Below are 20,161 nucleotides of genomic sequence, written 5' to 3' on the forward strand. Positions count from 1 at the left end.
AAGTCCCGCGGAGCCGTCAGCGGCCCGTCGGCGACGATGAGGCGAGGACCGTGCGGTTCCCGCCGGCTGCCGCGGCACGCAGGCTGGCGTCGCCGGCGGCGCGCGTGAGGACGGCGACGTCGTATCCGAGGTAGTCGGTCAACGCGATCCCGATGCTCGCCGTCGGGCGCAGGCGCGGTGTGGTCTCGACGGGGTGGTCGAGCAGACCGTCCTGGATGCTCTTGGCCGCCTGGAGCGCGACGTCGGCATCCACCGCGGGGGTCGCGATCAGGAGACACCCGGCGCCGTCCTCGCCGATGTCGGAGAGCGTCGGACCGTATCGACGGACCGAGGAGATGAACCCCTCGGCGACCTCACTGCTGAACGCCGCTCCGAACGCCGTCGTCATCTCATCGAGGTCGTCGAGTCGGACGTGGAGGATCGCGAGCTGCTCGTCGTGGAAGTTGGCCCGCTCCAGCCAGTCCTCGACGATGCGGACGAAGGACTCCTGGAGGAGGACGTCGTCACCCGTGTACGCGACGATGCTCCCGTGCCGTCGGCTCGCCGGCGCGGCCCGCTCCGCACGCAGTACGGAGAGCACCACGGTCGCGACGATCAGGAGCGCGATCAGCAGCAGCGAGGCGGCCACGGTCCCGAAGAGCGTCGTGAACAACGCACCGTCCGGCCCCTCCACGAGGAGTGTGATCAGCCGGGCTGCGAAGAACAGGGACGCGATGCCGAGCACGATGGTGAAGCCACGGGTGGTCGGGTTGTCCCGCATCGCGCCGACGAGCGTCTCCGCGGTGCCGAGGCCCGCGAACAGGGCGATGCACAGGAACGTCGCAGGCGCGCCCGCCCAGGGGCCTCCCGAGGGCCCGGCAGCGAGCGCGGCGACGATCGTGACCGCCGTTCCGACGAGCGAGACCCAGAGCAGACTCGATTTGCCGTTGAAGAGCCGTGCGCCGGACCACAGGGCGGCGATGCTCAGCACGTAGCCACCGTTCCCGGCGGCGGTCGCCCACCAGGCCTCCTGGCTGAGCGCGCTGACGACGTAGGAGAAGCTGGTGAACATCCCGGCCATGTAGGACACGGACCACACCCGCCCGCTCGCGTCGTCCTTCCGCATGAAGGTGTTGACGATGAACGTGGCGCCGCAGACGAAGATCACGAGCGCGTTGATCACCGCGACGGTCTCGCTGTCGAAGGTCATTCGGTGCCGCCTCTCGGAATACGGACGACCGCGGTCGTGCCCTCACCGAGCACGCTGTGGACGGTGAGGTCGCCGCCGTGCAAGCGGACGATGTCCCGACTGATCGCGAGGCCGAGACCGCTGCCGTGCACCGTGGAGTTGCGGACGAGGTCGGAGCGGAAGAACCGCTCGAAGAGCTTCGGCTGATCCTCCTCGGAGATGCCGATGCCGGTGTCGCGCACGATGACCCAGGCGGTGTCGCCCTCCGCGGTGACGCCGACGCTCAGCTCCCCGCCGTCGCGGTTGTACTTGATGCCGTTCGAGAGCAGATTGTCGACGACCTGCCGGAGGCGGAACGGGTCGGCGAAGAGCGGCACGGTCTCCTCGTCGTGGCGCACGATGCTGATGCTCCGTTCTGCGGCCAGGTGCGCCAACGACTCGACCGACCGGTCGACGATCTCCCGGAGCTCGCACTCGGAGCGTTCGAGCACCATGGTCCGGTTCACGTCGCGCGAGGCGGCGAGGATGTCCGCGATGAGTTCGAGGAGTCGATCGCCGTTCGTCTGGGCGATCGTGAGCTGCTTCGCGACCCGCGGGGGGAGCCCGGGGTCGTCGAGGGCGAGGTCGAGGTAGCCGAGGATGGACGTCAGCGGCGTCCGGAGTTCGTGCGAGACGGAGGCGACCAGGTCGTCCCTGGCGCGGATCGCATTGATCTCGCTCGTGACGTTGCGCGAGACGAGCACCGTGCCGTCGTATCCGCCTTCGTGGTCGTAGAGGCGGCGGGAGGTGAGGGCGAGGGCGATCCGCTCGGTGCCGGGGGCGCCGAGCCACACCGTGAGGTTCTCGAACTCCTCACCACGACGTGCGCGGATGTACGGCTTGTCCTGCGGCTGGAGGAGGGTCAGTCCGTCCTCGGCCCACACCGGGAGTGCAGGATTGACGTCGGACAGCTCGCCGACCTCGTCCTGCAGCCGCGTCTGGAACCGGTTCACCATCGCTCTGGCTCCGATGCGGTCGAAGCGGACGACGCCGAAGTTCACGGCGTTCAGGATCTCCGCGAGGCGGCTCTCCTGGTCTTGCGCGCGACCCAGGGCGGTCTCGAGCTGGCCGGCCTGCTTGTTCAGCAGCACGCGCTGCGCCTCCGTCCGCTTCGCCGTCATCGCGGTGGAGACGGCGACGAACGCGAGGACCGTCGGCAGGATGACGAGCGCCGGCAGGTTGGCGATCGTGATCTGCCCCGGTGTCATCGCCAGGGTGGACCAGCTCGACGTGCACACGAGCACGATGGCGGTGACGGCGCCGGCGAGGCCGAAGGCCGTCGCCATCCAGATGGTCGGGAAGACCCAGAGGAGGCCCGCACCGATCAGTGGCTCGCCCTGCCGGATGAGTGCGATGGCGATGATGTCGAGGATAGGAAGCACGATGAGCAGGCGCGGTGCCTGGTGCCAGGGCACGATCGGTGCGAGTGCCGTGGCGATGAACGCCAGGATCACGCCGACGTAGAACAGGACCGAGTTCTCGTCGACGCCTTGGAACAGGAGCGTGGCGAACAGGATCGCGACGACCGCGAGGCCGAAGAGCAGCTGTGGGAAGGCACTGTAGCCGGTCATCCGGCCGACGCGTCGGGGGACCTCGACCGCGTGCGGGCCCGTTCTCGTGGGGCCGGTGTCCGAGCGACCCGGTGCCGAGGCGGTGTCACCCGACGTCGACGGGCCGGACGGGGGAGTCCGTTCTCCGGTCGGCTTCGCGGGCATGGGTCGAGCGTACCTCTGTCGGGGGGTGGCGGAGCGTGATACGAAGGACGGCTTGTGCTGGCGCGGGAGAATCCCCCTAGCGGGTGCCCCAATCGTAGAGCTGCTTGTGCAGGCGCAGATAGACGAAGGTCTCGGTTCCGGAGACGCCGTCGACGGTGCGGATCTCGTCGTTGAGCAGCGCGATCAGTTCCTCGTCGTCCTCGCAGACCACTTCGACCAGCAGATCGAAGGAGCCGGCGGTCAGGACGACGTAGTCGACGGCGGACAACGCGGACAGGCGGTCCGCGACCACTCGCGTATCACCGGTCACACGGACACCGATCATCGCCTGCCGGGTGAAGCCCAGCTGCATCGGGTCGGTCACCGCGACGATCTGGATGACGCCGGACTCCGTGAGTTTCTGCACCCGTTGCCGTACGGCGGCCTCACTGAGCCCGACGGCCTTCCCGATCTCGGCGTAGGAGCGACGTCCGTCGGTCTGGAGCTGCTCGATGATCGCCTTCGACGTGTCGTCGGGCGGCGCCGCCTTCGCCGGTGCATCGGAGCTCGCTCGTGTCATGCGTCGATCATGACAGCGCAGACGGGTCGCGGCAAGCGGATCCGCAGGGCCGACCGATCCCGGCGTCCGGATCCGTCGTCGCCGATCTCCGGACGGAATCCGCCGAGCCGGGTGGGGCGGTCCTGCGGTCGGCCGGTACCGTACTATCGTCGAGGGTGCATCAGCCACCGCCAGCCGTATTAGAGGAGCAGACGTGACCGAGCACGGGCAACGGACCGTCACGCTGCCCGGCGGGCGTCGAGTCTCACTCGCGTGGGCCGGCATGACCGATGTCGGCAAGCGGCGCGAATTGAACGAGGACGCCTTCGTGGCGCTCCCTCCCGTGTTCGCCGTGGCCGACGGCATGGGTGGGCACTCCGCCGGCGAGGTCGCGAGTGCGGCGGTCGCGCACCGCCTGACCAAGGCCACCGAGGGAGCCGAGATCCTCACCGTCGACGGCCTCGTCGACGCGCTGCGCATGGCCGTCGCGGACATGATCGACACCGCGGAGGAGGGCGAACTCGGCATGGGTACGACCGTCACCGGTGTCGTGTTGACGGCGGACGAGGGCGAGGGTCGCGTCGCGGTGTTCAACATCGGCGACTCCCGGGTGTACCGCCTGCAGGAGGGCGAGCTGGTCCAGGTCACCGAGGACCACTCGATCGTCCAGGAGCTGATCCGCGCAGGGGCGATCAGCCCGGAGGAGGCGGAGTTCCACCCGAACAGCAACATGATCACCCGGGCCGTCGGTCCGTCGGACGACCCCGTACCTGACGTCGAGCTCTTCCCGATCGAGACCGGTGCCCGATGGCTCGTCTGCTCGGACGGGCTCACGAAGGAACTCACCGATCACGGGATCTGGTACTTCCTGACGGAGGGGGCCACGCCGGTCGACGCGGCCGAACTCCTCCTACGTGCCGCCCTCGACAACGGCGGACGCGACAACGTCTCGGTCATCGTGCTCGATATCGCGGCGGTCGACGAGGCCGTGGACGAGAGCGTCGAGCAGCCCGCCTCCTGAGCCCGCTCCACAGCCGCTGCTCGCGCGGGCTTCGCGCCCGGTCGGACCGTCCCGTCAGCCGGTCAGGGCCGCTGGGTGCTCCACTGGAGCCATGAGCCCTTCGGACGTGACGCCCTCCGCGACCAACTCGCACCGGCCCGCGACGACGTCGGCCCGCCTCCGTGCCCCCAGCCCGCCGGCAGAGCCGCCCACCGGGTCGCTCCCGATCCTCGCAAGTCTCGCCCCGGTCGTCGGGTCGGTCGCCCTGTTCGCGATCACCGGCTCACCCGTGACCCTCGTCTTCGCCGCGCTCGGGCCCCTCATCGCCGTCGCCGGCTACATCGACGCACGCTGGACCAGACGGCGGCGCGGACGACGGGCGCGTGCGGCGTACGACGCTGCGACGCAGGAGCTGGAACAGGACGTCGCGCGAGCGCATGCCGAGGAACGCGAGGAACTGCGAGCACTCCACCCTGCCGGTCGGCTCCTCGACGTCCTCGACGGACCTGATCGCGCCAGGTGGCGGGTGCCGGAGGCCCGCCGCACGCTCGTCTGCATCGGGCGAGGGGAGACGAAGAGTGCCGTCCGGGTGGATGCCGGGGCCGACGACGACCGGTGGGCGTGGGCGGCACGGCTGTCCGAGGCGCCGGTCGTGGTCGACGCGGTCGAGGGGATCGGCATCGTCGGTGGCAAGGTGTTCGCGCGCGCGGTGGCCCGCAGCATCCTCCTGCAGCTCGCCCGACAGTTTCCGCCGCAGGCAGCGCAGTTCTCCGGGGACCCCGCGGCTCCCGACGACCGCACCTGGGCGTTCCTGGAGGACCTCCCGCACCGCGCGGTCTCGGACCCGGTGGAGCCGGTGCGCGACGGGGGTGCGGCGGACCCGACGACCCTCGTCTCGGTCGTCGAGCGTTGGGAAGCGGTCGGGGCCGCCGCGGGGCGCTCGGGAGGACGCCCACCGACCGGCGGTGTGCTCGTCGCCCTGTCCGACACCGTCGAGCTCATCCCCACCCGCTGCCGACACCTGCTCGTGCTCGGCTCCGACGGGCAGACCGTCCTCGCCGACGGGACCGGCGCCTCTTCGTCCGTGTCGGTGTCGCCGACCCTGCTCGCGGAAGCCGAGGCGGAGCACGTCGTCGGGGCGCTCACCGCAGCCGCACTCACGACGGGGGAGTCCCCGGCCCTCTCGAGTCTGCCGACCGACGTCGCCTTCGCGCAGGTGCATCCGGTGCGGGGCCGTCGCCCGCCGGCGGGATCCGACTGGCGGCCGGATGCGCTCCGGGTCGCCGTCGGCACCGGCGTCGAGGGCGTGCAGCTGCTGGACCTCGGGGCGGACGGGCCCCATGCGCTGGTCGGCGGCACGACCGGGAGCGGGAAGAGCGAGCTGCTCATCACCTGGATCACGGCTCTCGCCGCGCAGTGCTCGCCGCAGGAGCTCTCCCTGCTCCTCGTCGACTGCAAGGGCGGCGCCTCCTTCCAAGCGGTGGAAGCCCTGCCACACGTGGTCGGGATGGTGACCGACCTCGAACCGGGAGCGGCGGACCGGGTCGTGTCGAGTCTGCGTGCCGAGCTCCGCCACCGCGAGCGTGTGCTCGCCGGACACGGGGCGCGGCACCTGCTCGACCCCGTGCTTCTGCCGGAGCATCGCCCGGCACGGCTCGTCGTCGTCGTCGACGAGTTCCAGGCGCTGCTCGACGCCAGCCCGCACCTCCATCAGGTGTTCGCAGACCTCGCGGCCCGCGGGAGATCGCTCGGCCTGCACCTGATCCTCTGCAGTCAGCGTCCGGCGGCGGTCGCCGCCGATGCCATCCTCGCGAACTGCACGCTCCGTCTCTCGCTCCGGGTCACCTCGCGCCCCGACAGCGCCGCGATCCTCGGTGTGCCCGATGCAGCTGCGATCCCGGCCGGAACACCGGGCCGCTGCATCGTCTGGAACGGCGACCGACGACTCGTGTTCCAATCCGCGGTCACGTCGTCCGACGACGTCCTCGCGGTGCGTGAGCGGTGGCGCGAGGCGCCTGCACCTCGGCGACCATGGCTCGACCCCCTGCCGGCACGCCTGGCCTTGGGTGCCGTCTCGGCGATCGAGGCGGGACGTGCCGGAGGGTCGGAGAGCACCGGTGTCGACTGTCCTCCCGGGGAGGGCATCGTGTTCGGCCTCGCGGACCTCCCCGAGGAGCAGGCGCAACGCCCCGCGGTGTGGTGTCCGGAGCACGACGGCTCGCTGCTGGTGCTCGGCACCGGACGTTCCGGTCGAACGACCCTGCTGGACACGCTCGAGGTCGGCGCGCGCGATCGCTTCCGCGTGGAGCGCGTCGGCCAGGATGCCGAGCAGGCCTGGGACACCGTCATGGCGCTGTCGGATCCGCTCCGCCCGACCGAGCGCACCCTCCTCCTCGTCGACGACGTGGAGTCGCTCCTCGCCACCGCCGGGGACGAGCACGCCGCCGCCCTCCGCGACGCACTGCTGGGCCTGCTTCGAGACGGCGGCCGCCGCGGGATCAGCGTCGTCCTCGCCGCCTCCCGGCTCGGCGGTGTGGTCCACCGGTTCTCGGCTCAGCTGAGCAGCACGCTCGTCCTCCGCCTCGCCGATCGGCAGGATCATCTCGTCGCCGGGGCACCCGCCTCCTGCTTCGATCCACGCCGACCCGCCGGCCGCGCGCACTGGCACGACTCGGAGGTGCAGATCGCGCTCGCTCCACCGTCTCCGGCGTCTCCGTCCTCGGCGCCCGGGGTCCACCGCTGGCGGCCGAGCCCGGCACGCGCGACCGTCATCGTCACGCGTGCGACCGGAGCGGTCCGGGCGATGCTGCAGCGCTCGACCGGTACGGAGCAACGCGTGCGGCTCATCGAACCGGCGGCGCACCTGTTCCCGTCCGCACCGCTCGCGGGCGTCGCGGGCATCGAGAGCGACGTCCTGGAGGACGACGCCGCGATCGTCGTCCTCGTCGACCCCGAGACGTGGCTGTCGGGCCGGTTGGTCGTCGGGCGAGACCTTCCGCCGAGCACCGCCGGTGCCGACCTGGTGGTCCACGGCTGCTCCGCCGCCGACTTCCGACAGGTGACCAGGAGCCGTGAACTCCCACCGCTCCTCGGCTACGCGAGCGGCCGTGCCTGGTGGTGGCGAGCCGGACAGGAGGCGATGCGTGTGGACCTGCTCGGTTCCTGACCCGAAGGCACTGAGGCTGTCGGCCGGGTGGTCAGACCGCGGTGACGGCGATCCGCCCGACGACGGCGGCTCCACCGTGGATGGCCAGGTCGAGTTCCGGTTCGAGGGCGTCGACGGCGGCCGCATCGAGCGCTCCGACCGAGACGAGCAGCCGGAGGGCGACGATCGTCGAGGCCCGGAGCGAGCCGTCGAGGACCTTCAGCGCGACGGTCGCGCCGCCGGGTGCCGACATGACCATCACGCCTTCCGCCCCGAGCTTCGCGAACAGGCCGAGGCGCTCGATGACGAGCGTGTTCGCCCGCCCTGGTCCGTCGAGTGCCCAGCCGTTGGCGAGCACCGCCGCCGTGAGCAGGCCGGCATTCCGGTACAGGGCGAACGGCGAGGCGGGGGAGGAGTTGACGACGCGTCCGATGCCGCGTGCGAGTCCGGTCAGGGAGATCGCGTAGACCGGCGCCCCGCAGCCGTCGACCCCGCTGGCGGCGGGCTTCTCGCCGGTGAAGCGCTCGACGGTGTCGCGGACCGCGAGCTGCAGCGGATGGTCGGGCTCGAGGTATGTCGCCTGGTCCCACCCGTTCTGCGCGCAGGCGAGCAGCATGGCCGCGTGCTTCCCGGAGCAGTTCATGTACAGGGGGCTCGTGCCGAGTCCGTCCCGGACCAGCTCGTCGCGGGATGCGCGATCACCGGGCCAATCGGCCGGGCACTGCAACGCCGAGTCTTCGATCCGGGCCCGGCCGAGCATGCTGCGGACGACCTGGACGTGCTTCCGGGTCCCCGCATGGCTCGCGGTGGCGAGCACGGCCTGAGCGCCCTCGAGGGACACCCCGGCGTTCATGATCGTGATGGCCTGGAAGGGCTTGAGGCACGAACGGGGGAAGACCGGTGCGTCCGGTGCTCCGAGACTCGCGAGCACTTCGCCCTCCGGCCCGAGGACGATCGCCGAACCGGCGTGTCGTGACTCGATGAAGCCGCTGCGCTCGACGACGGCCAGCTCCACCGCGTCCGAGACACCGAAGGTCTGGGGGACCGCCGTGCTCACAGTGCTGCGAGCGCCTGATCGATGACCGTCATCGCGTCGGCGATGAGCTCGTCGGAGACCGCGAGGCTCGGGAGGAAGCGGAGGACGTTGCCGTAGGTGCCGGCGGTGAGGACGAGCACGCCCTGCTGCGCGGCGGCCGCGGCGATGGCGCTGACGGCGGCCGGGTTGGGCTCCTTCGTCGTCGAGGCGGTACCCGGCTGGACGAGTTCCATCGCGATCATCGCACCGATGCCGCGGACGTCGCCGATGATGTCGTACTTGCCCTGGAGTTCGAGCAGCGCCGCCGTCAGGGTGGAGCCGATGCGATCCGCTTCGGCCAGCAGGCCACGGGACTCGATCGACTCGAAGACCGCGACCGACGCGGCACACGCGACGGGGTTGCCACCGAAGGTGCCGCCGAGGCCGCCGGGCTGGCTCGCGTCCATGATCTCGGCACGCCCCGTGACCGCCGCGAGCGGCAGACCGCCGGCGATGCCCTTCGCGCTCAGCACGAGGTCGGGGACGAGGGCGAAGTGCGAGCTCGCGAAGTACTCGCCGGTGCGCGCCATGCCGCTCTGGATCTCGTCGGCGATGAACACGACGCCGTTGGCCGTGCACCACTCCTGGAGCGCGGGGAGGTAGCCCTCCGCGGGGACGACGAAGCCGCCCTCGCCCTGGATCGGCTCGACCACGAGGCACGCGAGGTCGGTGGCGCCGATGCGCTTCTCGAGGTAGGCGATGGTGCGGGCAGCAGCCGCCGCTCCGGACAGGCCGTCGTGGTAGGGGTAGGAGTTGGGGGCGTGGTAGACGTCGCCGGCGAACGGGCCGTAGCCGGTCGCGTACGGGGCGGCCTTGTAGTTCATCGCCATGGTCAGGTTGGTGCGACCGTGGTAGCCGTGGTCGAGCACCGCGACAGCCCGCCGACCGGTGTACTTGCGGGCGATCTTCACGCCGTTCTCGACCGCCTCGGCGCCCGAGTTCACGAGCACCGACTTCTTCGCGAAGTCGCCCGGAGTGTGCTCGGCGAGGAGCTCCGCGACGCGCACGTACTCCTCGTAGGGGGTGATCGTGAACAGGGTGTGCAGGACGTCGGCCGCCTGGTCCTGGACGGCGCCGACCACGGAGGACTCCGTGTGGCCGATGGTGGTGACGCCGATGCCGGCACCGAGGTCGATGAACTGGTTGCCGTCGACGTCGACGACGATGGCGCCGTGCGCGCGCTCGATGTACACCGGGAGGACACTCGACACGCCATCGGACACGACTGCGGTCCGGCGGGCGTGCAGCGCCTGTGAGCGCGGGCCCGGGACGGCCGTCACGATGCGACGCTCCTGCGTCACGCTGGGGGCGGAGGCGGTCGTCTGGTCCGTGGTGTCGAGCGTGTCAGTCATAGTCCTCCAGCGTAGCGCGACCTCCCGACAGCGGGGCCGCGAACGCGGGCCGCGGTGGAGAGGCCAGTGGGATACTGGTGGCATGATCACGGGCCACCACGACTACACCATCGGCGTCCGCTGGGACGGGGACCTCGGGACGGGCACGAGCGGGTACCGGGACTACTCCCGGGAGCTCACGGTGACGGCCGCCGGGAAGCACGACCTCGAGGGCTCGGCCGACAAACCGTTCCGCGGCGACCCGGGTCGGTGGAACCCTGAGGAGCTGCTCCTGGCGGCCCTCGCGCAGTGCCATCTGCTGTCCTACCTGCACGTCGCCGTGACCCTCGGTGTCGTGGTGACGGCCTACACGGACGACGCCGTCGGGACCATGGTCGAGGACGGCGCGGGGAGCGGTGCGTTCACGGAGGTGGTCCTGCGTCCGCAGGTCACGGTCGCCGATGCATCGATGGTCGAGGCGGCGCGAGCCGGGCACGCCCGCGCGAACGAGCTGTGCTTCATCGCCAATTCGGTGAACTTCCCGGTCCGTCATGAGCCGACGATCGTGGTCGCGACGACCACCTGAGGAGTGGACCGACGCCGCGGCTCAGAGGCGCTCGGGGCGCAAGGCGCGCTTGATGCGCTCGACGGTGTCGGCGGGCGGCGACTCGTTGTAGGCGTTCGCGAGCTCCTGGCCGGTGAGGGCGTGGATCGCCGCCATGATCTCGTCCGTCGCCTTGCGTCTGGCGCGTCCTGAGGTCGCAGGTCCATGGTGGCTCACGTCGATGGGTTCACCGAAGATCACCGTGACCGGTTTGAACTTCGGGATCGTCGTGCCCACCGGCATGAGGTCGTCGGTGCCGATGAGGCCGACCGGGACGACCCTCGCACCCGTGGTGAGTGCCAGCCAGGCGACACCGGTCCTGCCGCGGTACAACCGTCCGTCGAGCGACCGGGTGCCCTCGGGGTAGATGGCGAAGGCCTCCCCGCTCTCGAGGATCCGGCGTCCCTGGTCGAGGGCTTCCTGCGCTGCCTGCCCGACACCACGTTCGACCCCGACAGCGCCGATCGAGGTGAAGAACGTGCGCGAGACCCAGCCCTTCAGGCCGCGTCCGGTGAAGTAGTCGGACTTCGCCAGGAACTGCACCCGGCGTGGGGCGCTGATGGGGATCGCGATGCTGTCGATGAACGAGAGGTGGTTGCTCGCCAGGATGACCGGCCCACGCTTCGGGACGTTCTTCCGGCCGATGATCTTCGGGCGGTAGAGCAGCTTCGCCGTCGTGTTCAGGACGGCTCGTCCGAAGTAGTAGACGACACCGGGTTTCGAGGGCGTGGCCACCGTGTCGTCCGTCGTCGGCTCGACGGTGGCCTGGTCGGAGGGTTCCTGGGCGCGTCGCTGCGTCTGCTCCTCATCGGCCATGCGCACGACTGTACCCGCCGACGCATGCGCGACCCGGCATACTGACGCGCGCCGGTGCACCGAGGATGTTCGGCGCGCTGTCAGCCAGCATGGAGCCTGGTGGGTGAGACTGGACCGACCCCTCAGCAACGACCGAAAGTTCCCCTGTGCGCAAGAGCCTCTGCCTTCTGGCCGTCATCGCGTCCCTCGTGTCGCTGACCGCGTGCAGTTCGGCGACGTCGCAGTCGCAGGCGCTGGCCAGCCCGGGGGAGTGCGCCGACACGAGCGCAGGCAAGGCGTCCAAGGCGATCAACGTGAGCGGTGACTTCGGCTCGATCCCCGAGGTCACCTTCGCCAAGGGCACGCTCTCCGCGGACACCACAGAACGCACGATCGTGGCGAAGGGCGACGGCGAGCGGGTCGATCCCGGCGACACGACGTTCGTCGAGATGTCCATCTACAACGCCGTGACCGGGTCGATCGTCGCGCAGACCGCCTACGGCGCCAGCCCGGCCACGGCGATCGTCGTCAATGATCAGAAGTACCTGAAGGGCCTCGTGCGAGCCGTCGAGTGCACGACGGTCGGATCCCGCGTCGCGGCCTTCGTCACGGCGGGCGACGGGTTCGGATCCGCGGGGTCGAGCGACGGCACGGTCCAGGCCGACCAGCCGCTCGTCGTCGTGGCCGACGTCCTCAGCACGGTGCACAGCGACGCCAAAGCGGACGGCGTCCCGCAGGAGCCCGTCGCCGGGATGCCTGCGGTCGAGCTCGACACCGCCGGACGACCCACGGTCACCATCCCCGAGGAGCCCGCTCCGGCCGATCTCCAGGTCGCGGTGCTCAAGCAGGGCGACGGCGCGGTGGTGCAGCCCGACGCCGAGGTCATCATCAACTACCAGGGTGTGAACTGGCGGACCGGCGAGGTCTTCGACGAGAGCTGGGGCAACGGGCCGACCAACTTCCAGCTGTCCGCCGTGGTGAAGGGCTTCTCGAGCGCCATCGCCGGCCAGCACATTGGTTCGCAGGTCATCGCCGTCATCCCGCCCGACCTCGGGTACGGGCCGAGTGGCGGCAACAGCCAGGCGGGTATCGAGGCCGACGACACCATCGTGTTCGTCATCGACATCCTCGATGCGAGCAGCACCACGGCTCCCGCCGCGGGCTGAGCGGCCGACTCGGTCGCCGACGTAGACTGACCGCCGTGAGACGCGTCATCATCCTCGGATCAACCGGCTCGATCGGCACGCAGGCACTCGACGTCATCCGGGGTGACCGCGACCGCTTCGAGATCGTCGGCCTGACGGCCGGCTCGAACGCCGAGCTGCTCGCCGAGCAGGCCGCCGCCTTCCACGTCGACGACACGGCCCTGGGCGCGACCGACGCCGAGCGGCTCATCCGCAGTGTCGACGCCGATGTGGTGCTGAACGGCATCACAGGCTCCATCGGGCTCGGCCCGACCCTCGCGGCGCTCGAGACGGGCCGGACGCTCGCGCTCGCGAACAAGGAGTCGCTCATCGTCGGTGGCGACCTCGTGCGGCGGATCGCGGCGCCCGGCCAGATCGTGCCAGTCGACTCCGAGCATTCCGCGATCGCCCAGGCCCTCCGTTCCGGCACCGCGACCGAGGTGCGGCGGCTCGTCCTGACCGCCTCGGGAGGACCGTTCCGCGGACGGGACCGCGCATCGCTCGTCGGCGTCACGCCGGCTGAGGCGCTCGCCCACCCCACCTGGGACATGGGTCTCGTCGTCACGACGAACTCGGCGACCCTCGTCAACAAGGGGCTCGAGGTGATCGAGGCGCACCTGCTGTTCGACGTCCCGTACGACCGCATCGAGGTGACGGTCCACCCGCAGTCGATCGTCCACTCGATGGTCGAGTTCATCGACGGTTCCACCATCGCCCAGGCATCGCCGCCAGACATGCGGCTCCCCATCTCCCTCGGGCTCGACTGGCCCAACCGGGTCGGAGGCGTCGGCGTCCCGCTCGATTGGACCTCGCCCCAGCAGTGGACGTTCGAGCCCCTCGATCACGAGGCCTTCCCGGCCGTGCGACTGGCCAAACTCGTGGGCGGACAGGGGCGCACCTATCCGGCCGTGTTCAACGCCGCGAACGAGGAGGCCGTTGCGGCCTTCCACGCGGGTCGGCTGGGATACCTGGGCATCCTCGACACCGTCCGCGCGGTCGTGGACGACCACGAGGCGCCCGAGGGCGAGCTCACCCGGGAGGCGCTCGCGGAGGCGGAGCGCTGGGCGAGGGCTCGCGCGCAGCAGCGCATCGGCTGACCTGCCCGTTCATCGTCGGAAGCTTCCGAGCGGCCGTACAGCCGGCGTGCAGCCGGTGACCCGACCGCGCGAGTAGGGTTACGCCGTGGAATCCGTCCTCCTCTACCTCCTCGGCATCGTGATCGTGCTCGTGGGCCTCATCGTGTCCATCGGGCTGCACGAGGTCGGTCACCTCGTGCCCGCGAAGCTGTTCGGCGTGCGGGTCACCCAGTACATGATCGGCTTCGGTCGCACCATCTGGTCGCGTCGCAAGGGGGAGACCGAGTACGGCGTCAAGATGATCCCGCTCGGCGGCTACATCTCGATGATCGGCATGTTCCCGCCCAAGCAGCCCGGCGGTGCCGCCCGGAACGCCAGCACCGGCTTCTTCGACACGCTGGTCCAGGACGCGCGTGAGGCGAGTGCCGACACGATCGGCGCCGGCGACGAGGAGCGCACCTTCTACCGGCTGCCCGTCTGGAAACGGATCGTCGTCATGCTCGGCGGCCCGTTCATGAACCTCGTCCTCGCCGTCCTGTTCATCGGTATCGCCGTGTCGGGGTTCGGCGTCCCCCAGCAGAGCAGCACGCTGACCTCGGTGTACGAGTGCGTGTTGCCGTCCACGAGCGACCGTCAGAGCTGTGCAGCGGGGGATCCGCAGGGTCCGGCGGCCGCCGCAGGGCTGAAGCCGGGTGACACGATCCTCTCGATCGACGGAACCCCGATCTCCACCTTCGCCGAGATCTCCGCGGCCGTGCAGGATTCGCCGGGCAAGCCGTTGGCCCTCGAGGTCGCCCGCGGTGAGCAGCGACTCGACCTCACCCTGACGCCGTTGCTGCTCGAACGGGACGTCGTCGACGCCAAGACCGGCAAGATCGAGACGAACGCGGACGGCTCGGCGAAGACCCACGAGGTCGGTTTCGTCGGCATCACCCCGCAGCAGCAGATGGTGGCGCAGCCCGTCACCACGATCCTGCCGACCGTCGGCGACACGATCGCCCGAACCGCCAACATCATCCTGAACCTGCCCCAGCGACTCATCGACGTCGGGCAGGCAGCATTCGGATCCGGTGAGCGCGATCCCAACGGGCCGATGAGCGTCGTGGGCGTCGGACGGGTCGTCGGCGAGGTGGTCAGCCTCGACGAGATCCCCGTCGCGTCGAAGGCGGCGACCGTGTTCGGCATCCTCGGGTCGCTCAACGTCGCGCTCTTCGTCTTCAACCTCATCCCCTTGCTGCCCCTCGACGGCGGGCACGTCGCAGCAGCGCTCTGGGAGGCGATCCGTCGCCGCTTCGCAAAGGTCTTCCGACGTCGCGATCCTGGGCCGGTGGACGCGGCGAAACTCATCCCGCTCACCTTCGGCGTGGTGATCGTCCTCGGCGGCATGAGCGCGCTCCTCGTGTACGCCGACATCGTCAAGCCGGTCAACCTCTTCGGCTAGGCCGACGCCGACAGGGCCCGCGGGAGCCTCCCATCCCGGTACGGTCGTACTCCTCGGGGAGTACGGCGCGAGGCTCCGTGCGGGCGACGCGGCGGCTCCGACCCGCGAGTAGCATGCAGGGATGGCATCGGTCGAGACGGGTTCGGCACCCTGGATGACGCCGGGCGATCGCCGACCCGGGCGCCCCGTCTGGCGCCTCTGGGCACCGGTGGTGGTGTCCTTCCTCGTCCAGGTGCCCGCGACAGCGGTGCTCGCCCTCCACGGTTCCTTCGGCCCGGGTGCCGGTGCCTCGGGGTGGTCACGTACCTCGGCCGTCCTCCTGGCACTCGCCGGCGTGCTCTGCCTGCTCGCCGCCAGGCGGTCGCCCGGGCCGACGGTCGCGGCGGTCGCCGTGTTGTCGAGCGCCTCGATGCTGACGGGTCCCACCTGGGGCCCTCCCGCCGTGGCGCTCGCGTTCGCCGCGGGGTCCGGCATCGTCCGTGGGGCTCGCGGCTGGACCTATCCGTCGCTGGGACTCGGGTGGGCGCTCGCCCTGACCATCGCGCTCGCCGTCGGTTGGAGGGTGTCGGGCTTCCGCGTCGGGGCCACGACCGCCCTCGTCATCGTCGCCGTCCTCCTCGCCGAGGGACTCCGCACCCGGCGCGAACAGCTCGACGCGGATCGCCGGCGTCAAGGCGAACGTCGGGCGTCCGCCGCTCAGGAGGAGCGCGTGCGCATCGCCCGTGAGCTGCACGACGTGGTCGCCCACTCGCTCGCGCAGATCACCGTCCAGGCCGGTATGGGGCTGCACCTCATGGACACCCAGCCCGAACGTGCCAGGGAGGCGCTGACGAACATCAAGGGGTCGAGCAAGGCGTCGCTCGACGAGGTCCGCGGCCTCCTCGACGTCCTCCGTGGTGCCGATGCGGCCCAGGATCCCACGACCGGCGCGCCGAGGCGCCCGGGGCCGGATCTCGAGGCACTGCCCGTCCTCGTCCAGTCCCTCCGAGACCAGGGCGTCGACGCGGTCCTCGAGCAGCGGCTCGTCTCCACGCCCGGCGCGGCCGTGCAGCAGGCGCTGTACCGGATCGCGCAGGAGAGCGTCACGAACGTCCTCCGGCACGCGCAGGCCGGACGGGTCTCCGTCGAGCTCGTCGAGGTCGACGGCACCTACCGCCTGCTCGTGGAGGACGACGGAGTCGGTGCCCCACCCGGACCCGCGGAGCACGGCAACGGCCTCCTCGGCATGACCGAGCGCGCCGAACTCCTCGGCGGCACCCTCGAGACCGGGCGGAGTCCGCTCGGTGGCTTCCGTGTCACGGCCCGGGTGCCGGTCCGAGGCGTCGCATGATCCGCGTGGTCGTCGCCGACGACCAGGCACTCATCCGCGGCGGGTTCCGCGCCCTCCTCGACGCGGAGCCCGACATCGCGGTCGTGGGTGAGGCGGCCGGTGGGGACGAGGCGCTCGTGGTCGTCCGTCGGGAGCAGCCGGACGTGGTCCTCATGGACATCAGGATGCCCGAAGGCGACGGTCTGGCCGCCACCGAAGCCATCGTCGCGGATCCGACGCTCGAGGCCACCCGCATCATCGTCGTCACCACCTTCGAACTCGACGAGTACGTCGCGCAGGCGATCCGGGCGGGCGCGAGCGGCTTCCTCGTCAAGGACACCGAGCCGGCCGAGCTCATCCGGGCCGTCCGCGTGGTCGCGTCGGGTGACGCCCTGCTGTCGCCCGGGGTCACGAGGCGGCTGCTCACCCAGGTCGCCGGAGCGATCGCCGCGCCGCTCGACGACGCCGCGATCGCCGGGCTCACCGAGCGCGAACGCGAGGTGCTGGGTCTCGTCGGACGCGGACTCACCAACGAGGAGATCGGAGCGGCGCTGTTCCTCAGCCCGCTCACCGCGAAGACCCACGTGTCGCGCATCATGTCGAAGCTCGCGGCGCGCGACCGGGTCCGACTCGTCGTCATCGCCTACGAGACGGGGCTCGTCAGTCCCGGCGTCTGAGCGCCGGGTGGTCGTACTCCCGGGGGAGTCCGGTGATCCGTCCCATCGTCGGATGCCCTCGGCCGCCATCCGGAGGAGGCTCGGGGTCGTGATGCGGACGACGGTCGTCGTCCGCCCGACGAACGGAGTCCTCCATGTCCACCTCCCTGATCGTGCTCGCCGCGACCGCCGTGCATCCCGGCGGTCCCGGGCCGGGCTTCCACCTCCTCTGGCTGCTGCTCATCCCCGCGTTCTGGATCGCCGTGATCGTCCTCGTCGTCGCGCTGGTCGGTCGGCGGTGGCGTCGCCGAGCCTGGTCCGGGGCGTCCCCGGACGGCCACCAGGGCCCGCCGTGGGCCTGGCGTCAGGACGGGTCCCGGAGCGCCGAGCAGACGCTCGCCGAGCGCTTCGCCCAGGGCGACATCGACGAGGTCGAGTACCGGGAACGGCTCGGCGTCCTGCGTGCGAATCGCGAGGCACCACCCGCCCGTTGACCGCGGATCGCGACGTCCCAGCAGGCATTCAGCTCACGGGGAGCCTGCGGGGCGTCGCGCGCGTAAGCTGAGGCTCGTGGTAGCTATCAATCTGGGTCTTCCGTCGGTTCCCGAGACGCTCAGCCCGCGGCGCAAGTCGCGACAGATCAAGGTCGGCAAGGTGCTCGTCGGCGGCGACGCCCCGGTGAGCGTCCAGTCGATGACGACGACCCAGACGACCAACATCAACGCGACCCTCCAGCAGATCGCCGAACTCACGGCCTCCGGCTGCGACATCGTCCGCGTGGCCGTCCCGACCCGCGACGACGCCGAGGTGCTGCCGATCATCGCGAAGAAGAGTCAGATCCCGGTGATCGCCGACATCCACTTCCAGCCCGCCTACGTCTACGCCGCGATCGACGCGGGGTGCGCGGCCGTCCGGGTCAATCCCGGCAACATCCGGAAGTTCGACGACCAGGTCGGCGAGATCGCCCGGCGCGCGAAAGCCGCCGGCGTCTCCCTCCGCATCGGCGTCAACGCCGGGTCCCTCGACCCGCGGTTGCTGCAGAAGTACGGCAAGGCGACCCCCGAAGCGCTCGTCGAGAGCGCCGTCTGGGAGGCGAGCCTCTTCGAGGAGCACGACTTCCACGACTTCAAGATCTCCGTCAAGCACAACGACCCGGTCGTCATGGTGAAGGCCTACCGGCTGCTCGCCGAGCGCGGTGACTGGCCCCTGCACCTCGGCGTGACGGAGGCAGGTCCTTCCTTCCAGGGAACCATCAAGAGCGCGACCGCGTTCGGCATCCTGCTCTCCGAGGGCATCGGCGACACCATCCGTGTCTCGCTCTCCGCGCCGCCGGCGGAGGAGATCAAGGTCGGGCTCCAGATCCTGCAGTCGTTGAACCTCCGCGAGCGCAAGCTCGAGATCGTCTCCTGCCCGAGCTGCGGGCGCGCCCAGGTGGACGTCTACAAGCTCGCGAACGACGTGACCGACGGCCTCGAGGGGATGAGCGTCCCCCTGCGCGTCGCCGTCATGGGCTGCGTCGTGAACGGCCCCGGAGAGGCTCGCGAGGCCGACCTCGGCGTCGCGAGCGGCAACGGCAAGGGCCAGATCTTCGTCAAGGGCGAGGTCATCAAGACGGTTCCGGAGTCGGAGATCGTCGCGACGCTCATCCAGGAGGCCAACCGTCTGGCCGCCGAGATGCCCGCGGACGACACCTCCACGGGCGCACCGGTGGTGACGGTCGGCTCCAACTGAGCCGGATCACCGCCCGACCGGTCTCCGGTCGAGCGGTGATCCCGTCAGCGGGCTGTGCGGTGACGAGCCCCGTGCGGCGCGCGCACCGGCGTCTCCGTCTCGATCGGTGCGAGCCGACGGGAGGCGATCGGTTGCCGCTCGGCCGGCTGGACGCCCCGAGCGCGACGGACCAGACGGCGAGCGATCTGCAGTGGCCGCCCGATGACGAAGGCGACCGTGCCCAGCGCGCTCGTGTCGGCCCGCCCGAACGCCCGACGACGCTCCCAACCGGTGCGGAGCATGCCGCCGCGACTCTGTCGTGCACGAGGACGGACCGGCAGGGTCCCGAGGTCGCGCGCGGCGAACGCCTCCTCCGACCGCAGGATCCAGTCGTCCTCCGGGGCGGGGTGGAAGTAGTTCTGCTGCAGCCAATCCGGGTTCGGGAACCGGAAGCGGGCGGCCATGAGGTCATCCTTGGAGGCGAGCAGCCCGCTGCCCTCGAAGACGGTGTTGATGAGCGCCGGGTCAACACCGAAGTCGTCGAGCAGGATGACCGGCACACCGGCGGCGATGGCCTCGATCGCAGCCGTGGAACTCACGGTGACGAGCCCGGCCGCGTGGCCGAGGTGGACCGCCATCGACCCGGTGGCGACCCGGAGGTTGTCGGGTGTGGGACCGGTCAGGAGGGTGTCGAAGGGGTAGTGCTCGTGATGGGTCTGCGGGTCGCCGGCGAGGCCGCGCACCTTGATCACGACGTCGAGGTCGCGGTGCCGGATCGCGAGGGTCCGCAGCCAGGAGAGGATCCGGAGCCGGTCGCCGCGGTCGGCCGGGACGGTGGCCTGGGCGGCGAAGACGACCCGGGTGCGCGGGGCGGGCTCGGCCGGTGGCTCGGTCGCCGGGTCCGTCAGGAACGGCAGGGTCGCGAGCGCGAACGCCGGCTCGACCCCGTGCGTCAGCGCGAGTTCACGGTAGGCGGCGACTTCGCGGTGGCTGTGCAGGACGAAGACGTCTGCCTGCGCACGGAGGAAGATCCCCTTCCACTTCGCCGGGATGGAGATGCCGGGGAGACCGGTGAGGAGGACCGGGCGGGTGGCGCGGCCGAGCGCGAGGAGTTCCGAGATGACGACCTCGGCGACCGGCCCCCGCGTGGAGACGAACACGCCGTCCGGCTGCTCGGTCCGGATGAGGTCGACGAGTCGTCGGAGCGACAGGCGACGGACGGTCCGACCCTCGAACGCCGTGTGGAGCAGGGCGATGTCCACCTGCCGGTCCGTGGCGGACACGTCGCTCTCGATGAGGACGAGGTCGACGTCCCAGCCGGTCGCGCGGGAGAGGGTGGCGGCGCCCCACTTCACGAAGGAGTCGGAGTCCACCA

17 protein-coding genes are annotated in these 20,161 nt (G+C 70.8%); 10 read left to right on the plus strand and 7 right to left on the minus strand.

The window, feature by feature from the left end; all coding sequences use genetic code 11:
* Window positions 1-16: 16 nt before the first annotated feature.
* The 3 genes from HOW07_RS15755 to HOW07_RS15765 all read right to left on the minus strand — a co-directional run bounded on the left by HOW07_RS15755 (window position 17) and on the right by HOW07_RS15765 (window position 3,481).
* The gene (locus HOW07_RS15755) at window positions 17-1,189 is read right to left on the minus strand and encodes a diguanylate cyclase domain-containing protein (protein ID WP_064295324.1); all 1,173 of its coding nucleotides are present in this window, start codon (window positions 1,187-1,189) and stop codon (window positions 17-19) included.
* Window positions 1,186-2,922, minus strand: a complete 1,737-nt coding sequence (locus HOW07_RS15760; RefSeq protein WP_121291802.1) for a cell wall metabolism sensor histidine kinase WalK — start codon at window positions 2,920-2,922, stop codon at window positions 1,186-1,188. The genes HOW07_RS15755 and HOW07_RS15760 overlap by 4 nt, the downstream gene beginning before the upstream one ends.
* 76 nt (window positions 2,923-2,998) lie before the next feature.
* Window positions 2,999-3,481 carry an Lrp/AsnC family transcriptional regulator gene (locus tag HOW07_RS15765; protein WP_064295326.1) on the minus strand — a complete coding sequence of 161 codons (483 nt, stop codon included), beginning with the start codon at window positions 3,479-3,481 and terminating at the stop codon, window positions 2,999-3,001.
* Between the two features lie 193 nt (window positions 3,482-3,674).
* On the opposite strand from HOW07_RS15765, the gene HOW07_RS15770 reads away from it, so the two are divergent.
* On the plus strand, window positions 3,675-4,481 hold the full coding sequence (locus HOW07_RS15770) for a PP2C family serine/threonine-protein phosphatase (protein WP_071262360.1): 807 nt from the start codon (window positions 3,675-3,677) through the stop codon (window positions 4,479-4,481).
* Between the two features lie 91 nt (window positions 4,482-4,572).
* Window positions 4,573-7,626 (plus strand): FtsK/SpoIIIE domain-containing protein, encoded by a 3,054-nt coding sequence (locus HOW07_RS15775; protein ID WP_175117789.1) that lies wholly within the window; start codon window positions 4,573-4,575, stop codon window positions 7,624-7,626.
* Window positions 7,627-7,657: 31 nt separating this feature from the next.
* Here HOW07_RS15775 and HOW07_RS15780 read toward each other — a convergent pair whose 3' ends face one another.
* Together HOW07_RS15780 and gabT are read right to left on the minus strand one after the other, a co-directional pair.
* Window positions 7,658-8,662 carry an asparaginase gene (locus HOW07_RS15780; protein WP_175117790.1) on the minus strand — a complete coding sequence of 335 codons (1,005 nt, stop codon included), beginning with the start codon at window positions 8,660-8,662 and terminating at the stop codon, window positions 7,658-7,660.
* The gene (gene gabT / locus HOW07_RS15785; RefSeq protein WP_175117791.1) at window positions 8,659-10,032 is read right to left on the minus strand and encodes a 4-aminobutyrate--2-oxoglutarate transaminase; all 1,374 of its coding nucleotides are present in this window, start codon (window positions 10,030-10,032) and stop codon (window positions 8,659-8,661) included. The genes HOW07_RS15780 and gabT overlap by 4 nt, the downstream gene beginning before the upstream one ends.
* 82 nt (window positions 10,033-10,114) lie before the next feature.
* On the opposite strand from gabT, the gene HOW07_RS15790 reads away from it, so the two are divergent.
* On the plus strand, window positions 10,115-10,597 hold the full coding sequence (locus HOW07_RS15790; protein ID WP_086473942.1) for an OsmC family protein: 483 nt from the start codon (window positions 10,115-10,117) through the stop codon (window positions 10,595-10,597).
* Between the two features lie 21 nt (window positions 10,598-10,618).
* Here HOW07_RS15790 and HOW07_RS15795 read toward each other — a convergent pair whose 3' ends face one another.
* Window positions 10,619-11,431 (minus strand): 1-acyl-sn-glycerol-3-phosphate acyltransferase, encoded by an 813-nt coding sequence (locus HOW07_RS15795; RefSeq protein WP_121291797.1) that lies wholly within the window; start codon window positions 11,429-11,431, stop codon window positions 10,619-10,621.
* 146 nt (window positions 11,432-11,577) lie between these two features.
* Between HOW07_RS15795 and HOW07_RS19890 the strand changes: the two genes are divergently transcribed.
* The 7 genes from HOW07_RS19890 to ispG all read left to right on the plus strand — a co-directional run bounded on the left by HOW07_RS19890 (window position 11,578) and on the right by ispG (window position 18,807).
* Window positions 11,578-12,576 (plus strand): FKBP-type peptidyl-prolyl cis-trans isomerase, encoded by a 999-nt coding sequence (locus HOW07_RS19890; protein WP_175117792.1) that lies wholly within the window; start codon window positions 11,578-11,580, stop codon window positions 12,574-12,576.
* A gap of 35 nt (window positions 12,577-12,611) precedes the next feature.
* The gene (locus HOW07_RS15805; protein WP_175117793.1) at window positions 12,612-13,691 is read left to right on the plus strand and encodes a 1-deoxy-D-xylulose-5-phosphate reductoisomerase; all 1,080 of its coding nucleotides are present in this window, start codon (window positions 12,612-12,614) and stop codon (window positions 13,689-13,691) included.
* A gap of 85 nt (window positions 13,692-13,776) precedes the next feature.
* Window positions 13,777-15,111, plus strand: coding sequence for a site-2 protease family protein (locus tag HOW07_RS15810; protein ID WP_175117794.1), 1,335 nt, complete (start codon window positions 13,777-13,779; stop codon window positions 15,109-15,111).
* A gap of 121 nt (window positions 15,112-15,232) precedes the next feature.
* The gene (locus tag HOW07_RS15815) at window positions 15,233-16,441 is read left to right on the plus strand and encodes a sensor histidine kinase (protein WP_175117795.1); all 1,209 of its coding nucleotides are present in this window, start codon (window positions 15,233-15,235) and stop codon (window positions 16,439-16,441) included.
* Window positions 16,438-17,097 carry a response regulator transcription factor gene (locus tag HOW07_RS15820; RefSeq protein WP_175117796.1) on the plus strand — a complete coding sequence of 220 codons (660 nt, stop codon included), beginning with the start codon at window positions 16,438-16,440 and terminating at the stop codon, window positions 17,095-17,097. The genes HOW07_RS15815 and HOW07_RS15820 overlap by 4 nt, the downstream gene beginning before the upstream one ends.
* 134 nt (window positions 17,098-17,231) lie before the next feature.
* Window positions 17,232-17,570: an SHOCT domain-containing protein gene (locus HOW07_RS15825; RefSeq protein WP_175117797.1), complete on the plus strand. Its 339-nt coding sequence runs from the start codon at window positions 17,232-17,234 to the stop codon at window positions 17,568-17,570.
* Window positions 17,571-17,646: 76 nt separating this feature from the next.
* Window positions 17,647-18,807, plus strand: coding sequence for a flavodoxin-dependent (E)-4-hydroxy-3-methylbut-2-enyl-diphosphate synthase (ispG, locus tag HOW07_RS15830; protein WP_064295337.1), 1,161 nt, complete (start codon window positions 17,647-17,649; stop codon window positions 18,805-18,807).
* Window positions 18,808-18,851: 44 nt separating this feature from the next.
* On the opposite strand, the gene HOW07_RS15835 is transcribed toward ispG, so the two are convergent.
* Window positions 18,852-20,159: a DUF6716 putative glycosyltransferase gene (locus HOW07_RS15835; protein WP_175117798.1), complete on the minus strand. Its 1,308-nt coding sequence runs from the start codon at window positions 20,157-20,159 to the stop codon at window positions 18,852-18,854.
* Window positions 20,160-20,161: the final 2 nt, after the last annotated feature.

The organism is Plantibacter sp. MCCC 1A11337 (assembly GCF_013349365.1).
Classification (GTDB): domain Bacteria; phylum Actinomycetota; class Actinomycetes; order Actinomycetales; family Microbacteriaceae; genus Plantibacter; species Plantibacter flavus_A.

What these genes read in the sequence shown, in the direction of transcription:
- gabT (WP_175117791.1), bottom strand. Translation starts at nt 10,032, where the DNA reads ATGACTGACACGCTCGACACCACGGACCAGACGACCGCCTCCGCCCCC.
- HOW07_RS15775 (WP_175117789.1), top strand. Translation starts at nt 4,573, where the DNA reads ATGAGCCCTTCGGACGTGACGCCCTCCGCGACCAACTCGCACCGGCCC.
- HOW07_RS15760 (WP_121291802.1), bottom strand. Translation starts at nt 2,922, where the DNA reads ATGCCCGCGAAGCCGACCGGAGAACGGACTCCCCCGTCCGGCCCGTCG.
- HOW07_RS15825 (WP_175117797.1), top strand. Translation starts at nt 17,232, where the DNA reads ATGTCCACCTCCCTGATCGTGCTCGCCGCGACCGCCGTGCATCCCGGC.
- HOW07_RS15820 (WP_175117796.1), top strand. Translation starts at nt 16,438, where the DNA reads ATGATCCGCGTGGTCGTCGCCGACGACCAGGCACTCATCCGCGGCGGG.
- HOW07_RS15815 (WP_175117795.1), top strand. Translation starts at nt 15,233, where the DNA reads ATGGCATCGGTCGAGACGGGTTCGGCACCCTGGATGACGCCGGGCGAT.
- HOW07_RS15795 (WP_121291797.1), bottom strand. Translation starts at nt 11,431, where the DNA reads ATGGCCGATGAGGAGCAGACGCAGCGACGCGCCCAGGAACCCTCCGAC.
- HOW07_RS15755 (WP_064295324.1), bottom strand. Translation starts at nt 1,189, where the DNA reads ATGACCTTCGACAGCGAGACCGTCGCGGTGATCAACGCGCTCGTGATC.
- HOW07_RS15790 (WP_086473942.1), top strand. Translation starts at nt 10,115, where the DNA reads ATGATCACGGGCCACCACGACTACACCATCGGCGTCCGCTGGGACGGG.
- HOW07_RS15765 (WP_064295326.1), bottom strand. Translation starts at nt 3,481, where the DNA reads ATGACACGAGCGAGCTCCGATGCACCGGCGAAGGCGGCGCCGCCCGAC.